This window comes from Streptomyces sp. SAS_272 (genome assembly GCF_052543235.1).
In genome coordinates, this window is the sequence record NZ_JBMNDR010000015.1 from 37,836 (window position 1) to 47,270 (window position 9,435).

At 71.0% G+C, this 9,435-nt stretch carries 7 protein-coding genes; 5 read left to right on the plus strand and 2 right to left on the minus strand.

What is annotated here, in order from left to right:
• Nucleotides 1-21: 21 nt before the first annotated feature.
• Both ACN6LD_RS12285 and ACN6LD_RS12290 read right to left on the minus strand, forming a co-directional pair.
• Nucleotides 22-1,683, minus strand: a complete 1,662-nt coding sequence (locus ACN6LD_RS12285; protein ID WP_445043156.1) for a threonine/serine ThrE exporter family protein — start codon at nt 1,681-1,683, stop codon at nt 22-24.
• Nucleotides 1,684-1,797: 114 nt separating this feature from the next.
• A complete protein-coding gene (locus ACN6LD_RS12290) occupies nt 1,798-2,289 on the minus strand; it encodes an inorganic diphosphatase (protein ID WP_007452023.1) in 492 nt (163 codons plus the stop codon).
• 79 nt (nt 2,290-2,368) lie between these two features.
• Between ACN6LD_RS12290 and dacB the strand changes: the two genes are divergently transcribed.
• The 5 genes from dacB (at nt 2,369) to ftsH (ending at nt 9,364) form a co-directional block, all read left to right on the plus strand.
• On the plus strand, nt 2,369-4,036 hold the full coding sequence (gene dacB / locus ACN6LD_RS12295) for a D-alanyl-D-alanine carboxypeptidase/D-alanyl-D-alanine endopeptidase (protein ID WP_445043157.1): 1,668 nt from the start codon (nt 2,369-2,371) through the stop codon (nt 4,034-4,036).
• A 110-nt stretch (nt 4,037-4,146) separates the two neighbouring features.
• Nucleotides 4,147-5,280: a zinc-dependent metalloprotease gene (locus tag ACN6LD_RS12300; protein WP_319188525.1), complete on the plus strand. Its 1,134-nt coding sequence runs from the start codon at nt 4,147-4,149 to the stop codon at nt 5,278-5,280.
• A gap of 192 nt (nt 5,281-5,472) precedes the next feature.
• Nucleotides 5,473-6,504 carry a tRNA lysidine(34) synthetase TilS gene (tilS, locus tag ACN6LD_RS12305; RefSeq protein ID WP_319188523.1) on the plus strand — a complete coding sequence of 344 codons (1,032 nt, stop codon included), beginning with the start codon at nt 5,473-5,475 and terminating at the stop codon, nt 6,502-6,504.
• A gap of 74 nt (nt 6,505-6,578) precedes the next feature.
• The gene (hpt, locus tag ACN6LD_RS12310; RefSeq protein ID WP_093780137.1) at nt 6,579-7,139 is read left to right on the plus strand and encodes a hypoxanthine phosphoribosyltransferase; all 561 of its coding nucleotides are present in this window, start codon (nt 6,579-6,581) and stop codon (nt 7,137-7,139) included.
• Nucleotides 7,140-7,324: 185 nt separating this feature from the next.
• Entirely contained in the window at nt 7,325-9,364 is a 2,040-nt protein-coding gene (gene ftsH / locus ACN6LD_RS12315; RefSeq protein WP_319188521.1) for an ATP-dependent zinc metalloprotease FtsH, read from the plus strand.
• The last annotated feature ends 71 nt before the right edge of the window (nt 9,365-9,435 follow it).

Sequence of the window (9,435 nt, forward strand, 5' to 3'; positions counted from 1 at the left end):
GGCGCCCGGAGGGCGGGGGCGTCAGAACCCCCGCGTCCTCTTGGCCGCTCGTCGCTTGTCGGCGGAGCCCACTCGCAGGAACAGCCGCGAGACCTCGGAACCGAGGTTCACCCCGATGGCGATGGCCATCGCCAGTGCCGCGGCCTTGGTGATCGACACCAGCCCCGCGTCCACGTCGTTCTGCGCGATCGACAACAGCCCGAAGTACGTGGCCGATCCGGGCAGCAGCGGCCCGATCGCGGCGGTCGTGTAGGGCAGCGCGGACGCGAACCGGTAGCGCGAAAGCAACTGCCCGAACAGCCCGACCACCCCGGCCGCGACGGCTGTGGAGGCCACCGGCGAGATGTCGCCGGCGTAGCGCATCGCGCCGTACACCGACCAGGCCACCCCGCCGTTCAGCGTCACGGCCAGCACGGTGGACCGTTCCTGCTGGAGCAGCACCGCGAACGTCAGGGACAGCAGCATGGACGCGCCGATCTGCCACAGCGGCCGATTGGAGACGCCCAGCGACACATCCGGGTTCAGATGCGCGCCGAGCTGCACCCCGACGTAGAGCATCACCAGCACGCCGGCCACGATGCCCACGAAGAAGTACATGACCTCCAACAGGCGTGCGGCCGCGGTGATGTAGAAGCCCGTCAGGCCGTCCTGGACGCCCGCCACCAGCGCCCGGCCGGGCAACAGCGCGAACAGACCGCCGGTGATGACCGCGGACGCCTTCACATCGACGTCCGCCAGCGTCAGCGCGATGCCGATCGCGGCCGGCGGCATCGCCGCCACCAGGAACTGGTAGAACTCCGGCAGTCCGCGCCCCGCGCACAGCCACGCCAGCCGGTCGCCGAGCATCGCGCCGAGCACGGCCGCCACGAACACCACCGCGTCACCGCCGACCAGCACCGAGGCCGCGCCCGCGAGCAGTCCGCTCGCCGACGTCAGCACCCAGGTCGGGTAGGGGTGCCGGTTGCGGCGGATCTCGGCGAGACGCCGGTAGGCGTCCTCCAGCGAGAGATGGGAGTCGGCGTCGCTCAGGTCGTCCACGAGCTGGAAGACGGCCGCCAGACGTGTGTAGTCGGTGCCCCGGCGGCGCACCGTCCGCGAGGCCGTCACCGGGTCCTCCACCAGGGACGGCTGGTACGAGATGGCCAACAGCGTGAACGTGACGTTGGGTTCGCAGCGGTCCAGCCCGTAGGAGCGGCAGACCGCGAACATCGCGGCCTCCACGTCCTCGGCGCCCTCCCCGCCCGCCAGCAGCAGTTCGCCGATGCGCAGGGTCAGGTCGAGCACGCGCGGGACGGCCGGACCGCCCTCCTCCGTCTTCGGCCCCGGCTCCGGCGCGGGCCGCTCGGTGACCGGCATGCGCAGCATCGTGCGCATCCGGTCCTGCCAGGGCAGGTCCTTGATCAGGCTCACCATCGGGACGCCGGAGGGCGGGGTGAAGGCGGCCGGCGCCTCACGGGCGCTGTAGGTGCTCGGCACGCTGAACGCCGATCCCTCGCCGTCCCCGGCGGCCGGCTGGCTCACGTCCAGCCCCCGCGGAACGGCGAACTCCGAGGTGGTCTCGGATTCCCCGCCGGTTCTGGGGACGGTGAGCCCCACCGGCATCGCGAACTCGGACGTGATCTCGGGATCGAAGGCGCTCCTCGCCTCGTCCGACTGCGGTTTGCGGTTCTCCGCCTCCGACACTGAGCAACGCTCCCTGAACGACACCTTCCGTAGGCCTCAGTATGCGCACAGACGCCCGAGAGGGCCGCACACGCATGCGTGCGGCCCTCTCGACGACATCAGGCGACCGGGGCCTCAGTGACCGCCCTGGTCCTTGAAACGCTTGTAGGACCGCTCGATCTCGGCTTCGGCGTCGGTGCGGCCGACCCAGTCGGCGCCCTCGACGGACTTGCCGGGCTCCAGGTCCTTGTAGACCTCGAAGAAGTGCTGGATCTCCAGGCGGTCGAACTCCGACACGTGGTGGATGTCGCGCAGGTGCTCCACACGCGGGTCCGTCGACGGGACGCACAGCAGTTTGTCGTCGCCGCCGGCCTCGTCCGTCATCCGGAACATGCCGATGGCGCGGCAGCGGATCAGACAGCCCGGGAACGTGGGCTCGTCCAGGATGACCAGCGCGTCCAGCGGGTCACCGTCCTCGCCGAGGGTGTTCTCGACGAAGCCGTAGTCGGTCGGGTAGGCGGTCGAGGTGAAGAGTCGACGGTCCAGGCGGATCCGACCGGTCTCGTGGTCCACCTCGTACTTGTTCCGCGAACCCTTCGGAATCTCGATCGTGACGTCGAACTCCACCGGTGGCTCCTCCATGATCAACACATAGTTCTGGTGGTTAAGTGTCCCTCACGCAGGTGTGTGATCGCGAAAGGGGCTGGTGTTCGTGCCAGAGCTGAGGCCTTGGCGGGCCGCGAGACCGCACGTGGTGCGGGTCACGGACGCCGTACGACCGCGTCTGGCACGGGCCGCAGGGATCGTACGGCCTCGTCTCGCGCGCGTGGCGGCGACCGCGAGACCGCGGGTCGCACGGCTCGCGCGGGTCGCGAAGCCGCAACTCGCGCGGCTCGCCGGGACCGGTCCGAACGCCCGTTCCTGGCAGTACGGCGCGGGCGCGGCGACCGTCGGGCTGGCGCTGGCCGCCGGTGTGGTGACCGTCGCCGGTCCCTGGGACTCCACCGGTCAGCGTACGGCCGAGCGGGACCGGGCGACCGCCCTCGCACGGACGGGTGGCGGAGATCACGGGCGCACGGCGGATTCGTCCCGTACGTCCGACACCGCGGCCGGAGCGCCCCGCCCCGCCCCCAGCGCCGCCTCCGTCCTGGTCGGCCTCGGCGGCGGGGGCGCCGACGTCGTCAAGTCCGCCCCGAACGCCCTGCCGACGGGCGCCGGCGTCGCGGGCGTGCTGACCCCGCTCCTGGCCGACCCGGTCCTCGGCGCCCGGCACGCCGCCGCGGTCGTCGACGTCGCCACCGGCAGGCGCCTGTACGGCGCCGGCGCCGGGACGGGCCTGACGCCGGCCTCCACCACGAAGATCGCCACCGCGGTCGCCGCGCTCTCCGCGATGGGCGGCGAGCACCGCCTCACCACCCGCACCGTGCTCGAACCCGACACCCGGGAGCTCGTCCTCGTCGGCGGCGGCGACCCCACCCTCACGGCCCGCGACGACGACGGCGCGGGCTGGGCAGGCCTGCGCACCCTGGCCGCGTCCTCCGCCGCCGCCCTGAAGAAGCGCGGCCTCACCCACGTCACCCTGTCGTACGACACGACCCTGTACGCGGGCAGCGAAGTTCACCCCATCGGGCCCAACGGCAACCTCGCCCGCGTCACCGCCCTTTCCGCCGACGAGGGCCGCCCCGACGACTCCACCAGCGGTCCGGTCACGCGGGTGCCCGACCCCGCGGCCGACGCGACCCGCACGTTCGCCGCGTTCCTGAAGGCCGACGGCATCACCGCCACGCCCCCCGGCCCCTCCAAGGCCACCACGCGCGCGAAGAGCCTCGCCTCGGTCTCCTCGCCGCCGCTGTCGGTCCTGGTCGAGCGGATGCTGACCAACAGCGACAACGACATCGCCGAGGCCCTCGCCCGCCACACCGCCCTCGCGACCGGCGTCCGCGCCGACTTCGCGGGCGGCGGCGCCGCGGTCCGGGCCCAGTTGAAGAAGCTCGGGCTGCCGACGGCCGGCGTCCGCATCATGGACGGCAGCGGACTCGACCGACAGGACCGGATCACCGCGAACCTGCTGACCGCCCTCCTGGTGAAGGCCGGCGACCCGGCCCGCCCCGACCTGCGCCCCGTCCTCACCGGCCTGCCCGTCGCCGGCTTCACCGGCACTCTCGCCGACCGTTACTCGGACGGCGCGGCCGGCGTCGTCCGCGCCAAGACCGGCACCCTGACCGGCGTCAACGCCCTCGCCGGCACGGTCGTCGACAGGGACGGACGGCTCCTCGCCTTCGCCTTCCTGGCCGCCGGCACGACCGACCCGGGGGCGGCGCAGGCGGCGCTGGACAGGGCGGCCACGGCGCTCGCGGGCTGCGGCTGCCGCTGACGACGGCCGTGGCCCCCACCCCTGAGGCACCCCCGGCGCCGACCCTGACATCTCCCTGACCGGCCTCTCGCGGCCTGCCCCCGGCGGCGGCGCTCACGTACGGTTGACGCATGACGAGCATCGGTGGTGCTGCATCTGCGGGGATGGTCGACTGGAATCTGGCGGTGGCGACCGCGACCCGGCTCGTGCGGCCGGGTCCCGAAGTCAGCCGCGACGAGGCACGGGCCGTCGTCGCGGAACTGCGCCGGCACGCCAAGGCCTCGGAGGCGCACGTCCGGGGCTTCACCCGGATGGCCATCGAGGAGATCCACGACACCCCCATCCTCGTCGTCGACCGCCCCGGCTGGGTGCGGGCCAACGTCGCCGGCTTCCGGGAGATCCTCAAACCCCTCCTGGACAAGATGCAGGAACGCCGCGGCAACAGCCCCGGAGGCGCGGTCCTCGGAGCCGTCGGCGGCAAGGTCACCGGCGTCGAACTCGGCATGCTCCTCTCCTTCCTGTCCTCCCGCGTCCTCGGCCAGTACGAGACCTTCGCCCCGGCCACCCGCGAACTCCCCGCCGGCGCGAGCGGCGGCGGCCGTCTCCTGCTCGTCGCGCCGAACATCGTCCACGTCGAACGCGAACTCGACGTCGACCCCCACGACTTCCGCCTCTGGGTGTGCCTGCACGAGGAGACGCACCGCACGCAGTTCTCCGCCGTCCCCTGGCTGCGCGACCATCTCGAGGGCGAGATCCAGTCGTTCCTGGGGGAGACCGACGTCGACCCGTCGACGTTCCTCGAGCGGGTCCGGGAAGCCGCCCAGTCCCTCGCGGGCGGCCGTCCCGAGGGCGAGGAGGACGACGGGGGCCGCTCCCTGGTCGAACTCGTGCAGACGCCCGCCCAGCGCGAGATCCTCGCCCGCCTCACCGCCGTGATGTCCCTCCTCGAGGGCCACGCCGACTTCGTCATGGACGGCGTCGGCCCCGAAGTCGTCCCGACGGTCGCCGAGATCCGCGAGAAGTTCCAGCAGCGCCGCGCCAAGGGCGCCTCCCGGCTCGACATCGCCCTGCGCAAGCTCCTCGGCCTCGACGCCAAGCTCAAGCAGTACCGGGACGGCGAACGCTTCGTGCGGGCCGTCGTGGAACAGGTCGGCATGGACGGCTTCAACCGCGTATGGACCTCCCCGAACACACTTCCGACCAAGGCCGAGATCGGCAAACCGGCGGACTGGGTCGCGCGGGTGCACCGCAAGGCCGAGTCGTGAACCGCGAAAACGGGCAGGAACCTGATCCGGCCGACGGCAGGCGAACGCCCCTTCAATCACCCGTCCGAGGGACCGTCGGCCCCGGGTAGGCGTGCAATGCTCGGGGAACGCCCCGGTTCTGTCACCATCTACACACTCTGAGTGACCGAACCCGGGCTCAGCCCCCGAAAACTTCATGAAGGGAACCGGACAATGGGTCCCCATCCTGCGGTCGCGGCGATACGCCTGGCGGTCCGCCGCGTACTCCACGACGTCCTCAACGACCACACCGCCCCCGAAGCGAGCGCGCACGACCAGCGTCCGTCGCCGCTCGTGCTCGTGGCATGCTCCGGCGGCGCCGACTCCATGGCCCTCGCCTCCGCCCTCGCCTTCGAGGCCCCCCGGCTCGGCATCCGCGCCGGCGGCGTCACCGTCGACCACGGTCTGCAGCCCGGCTCCGACCTGCGCGCCGCTGAGGTCATCCTGCGCCTGCGCGAACTCGGCCTCGACCCCGTCGAGTCCACCGCCGTGACCGTCGGCCGCGAAGGCGGCCCCGAGGCAGCCGCCCGCGACGCCCGCTACAGCGCCCTCGACGCGGCCGCCGAGCGCCACGGCGCCGCCGCGGTCCTGCTCGGCCACACCCGCGACGACCAGGCCGAGACGGTCCTGCTCGGCCTCGCCCGCGGCTCCGGCATCCGCTCCCTGTCCGGCATGGCAGCCGTCTCCGGCGGACCGGGGGCCGCGCGTCGCTATCGCCGCCCCTTCCTCCAACTCGACCGGCAGACCGCCCGCAAGGCCTGCATGGTCCAGTCCCTGCCCGTCTGGGACGACCCGCACAACGCCGACCCGGCCTACACCCGCTCCCGGCTCCGCCACGAAGGACTGCCCGCCCTGGAGAAGGCCCTGGGCAAGGGCGTCGTCGAAGCGCTCGCCCGGACGGCCCAACTCTCCCGCGACGACGCCGACGCGCTCGACGCCTGGGCCGGCCAGGCCGAGTCCTCCGTACGGGACGCGGCCGGTCTGCTGGAGTGCGCCAAGCTGTACGCCCTGCCGCCCGCCGTGCGCCGCCGCATCCTGCGCCGCGCCGCGATCCAGGCGGGCGCCCCGGCCGGTTCCCTCTTCGCCCGGCACATCGAAGAGGTCGACCGGTTGATCACCGGATGGCGCGGCCAAGGGGTCATCAATCTCCCCGGCAAAGTCGTCGCCCAGCGCCAGGGTGGCAGACTGGTGATTCGGCAAGGCTGATCCGGCCCCTCCGCCAGGACCGCGTACGTGGTCGTCGTGGGCGGTCCCGGCGGCCGGTGGGACAACCGAAAGTGATGCGGGTGGACGCGAAAGACATGGGCACCGACCTCAAAGAGGTGCTCATCACCAAGGAAGAGATCGACGCGAAGCTGGTCGAACTGGCCGCGAAGATCGACGCGGAGTACGCGGGCAAGGACCTGCTCATCGTCGGTGTCCTCAAGGGCGCGGTGATGGTCATGGCCGACCTCGCCCGGGCCCTGTCCACCCCCGTCACCATGGACTGGATGGCTGTGTCGTCCTACGGCGCGGGCACCCAGTCCTCCGGTGTGGTGCGGATCCTCAAGGACCTCGACACCGACATCAAGGGCAAGCACGTCCTCATCGTCGAGGACATCATCGACTCCGGCCTGACCCTGTCCTGGCTGCTGTCCAACCTGGGCTCGCGCGAGCCCGCCTCGCTCAAGGTGTGCACGCTGTTGCGCAAGCCCGAGGCCGCCAAGGTGGCCATCGACGTCGAGTGGGTCGGCTTCGACATCCCGAACGAGTTCGTGGTCGGCTACGGCCTCGACTACGCCGAGAAGTACCGGAACCTCCCGTTCGTCGGTACGCTCGCGCCCCACGTCTACGGCGGCTGAACCCGAAAAGCCCAAGCCCCGTACGAAGATCGGGAACCCCGGCGGGCGTCACGCCGTTGGAGCATGCAGACGGGTGCGCCAGCCGTCCCGTGCGGCTTTGCGCGACGAAGCTGGGGTACCGTCAGAAGAACTGTCTTATCAAACTCACTATGGCAGGAGGGACGGGGCGACACCGCTCCGTATGGATGGACGTGAAGCGATACTTCCGTGGGCCGGTCATGTGGATCGTGCTGGCCGTCCTTGCCGTGGTCGTGTTGATGCAGGTCGTCGGCTCGTCCGGCGGCTACAAGACGGTGGACACCGGCCAGGTCATTGCAGCGATCAACGACAACAAGGTCGAGTCGGCCAAACTCACCACCGGTGACGAGCAGACCATCAAGGCCACGCTCAAAGACGGCGTGAAGATCAAGGGCAGCTCGAAGATCCAGGCGAGCTACATCGGCGATCAGGGCGTGACGATCGCCAACACGCTGCAGACCAAGTACCAGGACAAGCAGATCCCGGACGGCTACACGGTCTCTCCGACGAAGCAGAACGCCTTCGTCGGGATCCTGCTGTCCCTGCTCCCCTTCGTCCTCATCGTGGTCGTCTTCCTGTTCCTGATGAACCAGATGCAGGGCGGCGGCTCCCGGGTCATGAACTTCGGGAAGTCCAAGGCCAAGCTCATCACCAAGGACACCCCGAAGACGACGTTCGCCGACGTCGCCGGCTCCGACGAGGCCGTCGAGGAACTCCACGAGATCAAGGAGTTCCTCCAGGAACCGGCGAAGTTCCAGGCCGTCGGCGCCAAGATTCCCAAGGGCGTGCTCCTGTACGGCCCGCCCGGCACCGGCAAGACGCTCCTCGCGCGCGCCGTCGCCGGCGAAGCGGGCGTCCCGTTCTACTCGATCTCCGGTTCCGACTTCGTCGAGATGTTCGTCGGCGTCGGCGCCTCCCGGGTCCGCGATCTCTTCGAGCAGGCCAAGGCGAACGCCCCGGCGATCGTCTTCGTCGACGAGATCGACGCGGTCGGCCGCCACCGCGGCGCCGGCCTCGGCGGCGGACACGACGAGCGCGAGCAGACCCTGAACCAGCTCCTCGTCGAGATGGACGGCTTCGACGTGAAGGGCGGCGTGATCCTCATCGCCGCCACGAACCGCCCCGACATCCTCGACCCGGCGCTGCTGCGCCCCGGCCGGTTCGACCGCCAGATCGCGGTCGACCGCCCGGACATGCAGGGCCGTCTGGAGATCCTCAAGGTTCACCAGAAGGGCAAGCCGGTCGCGCCCGACGTCGACCTGTCCGCCGTCGCCCGCCGCACCCCCGGCTTCACCGGTGCCGATCTCTCCAACGTGCTGAACGAGGCCGCGCTGCTGACGGCCCGCTCGGACAAGAAGCTGATCGACAACCACATGCTGGACGAGGCGATCGACCGTGTGGTCGCGGGCCCGCAGAAGCGGACCCGGATCATGTCGGACAAGGAGAAGAAGATCACCGCGTACCACGAGGGCGGTCACGCCCTGGTCGCGGCGGCCTCTCCGAACTCCGACCCGGTCCACAAGATCACGATCCTCTCGCGAGGCCGTGCCCTGGGCTACACGATGGTCCTGCCGGAGGAGGACAAGTACTCCACCACGCGCAACGAGATGCTGGACCAGCTGGCCTACATGCTGGGCGGCCGCGCGGCCGAGGAGCTCGTCTTCCACGACCCGACCACGGGCGCGGCGAACGACATCGAGAAGGCCACCACCACGGCCCGCGCGATGGTCACCCAGTACGGCATGACCGAGCGTCTGGGCGCCATCAAGTTCGGCGGCGACAACACCGAGCCGTTCCTCGGCCGTGAGATGGCTCACCAGCGTGACTACTCGGAAGAGGTCGCCGCGCTGGTGGACGAGGAAGTCAAGAAGCTCATCGAGAACGCGCACAACGAGGCCTGGGAGATCCTGGTCGAGAACCGCGACGTCCTCGACAACCTGGTGCTGCAGCTGCTGGAGCGGGAGACGCTGGGCAAGGAGGAGATCGCCGAGATCTTCTCGTCCATCGTCAAGCGCCCGGCGCGGCCCGCCTGGACCGGCTCCTCGCGCCGCACGCCGTCCACCCGTCCGCCGGTGCTCTCCCCCAAGGAGCTCGCCCTGACGAACGGTGCCAACGGCGCCACCCCGGCGATCTCGACCGCGAAGTCCACCGTGGTCGACGCCGGCCCGGTGGCCGAGCCCAGCCCGGAGGAACGCCCCGAGAGCTGACCTGCTCCCGGTGGCCTCATCAGGCCCGGAATGGATGCCGCGCCCCCCAGGTTCTAGCCTGGGGGGCAGAT

Bases quoted from the DNA above. Each gene is read 5' to 3' on its own strand.
- tilS (WP_319188523.1), top strand. From the start codon at position 5,473: ATGGGTCCCCATCCTGCGGTCGCGGCGATACGCCTGGCGGTCCGCCGC.
- ACN6LD_RS12300 (WP_319188525.1), top strand. From the start codon at position 4,147: ATGACGAGCATCGGTGGTGCTGCATCTGCGGGGATGGTCGACTGGAAT.
- hpt (WP_093780137.1), top strand. From the start codon at position 6,579: ATGCGGGTGGACGCGAAAGACATGGGCACCGACCTCAAAGAGGTGCTC.
- ftsH (WP_319188521.1), top strand. From the start codon at position 7,325: ATGGACGTGAAGCGATACTTCCGTGGGCCGGTCATGTGGATCGTGCTG.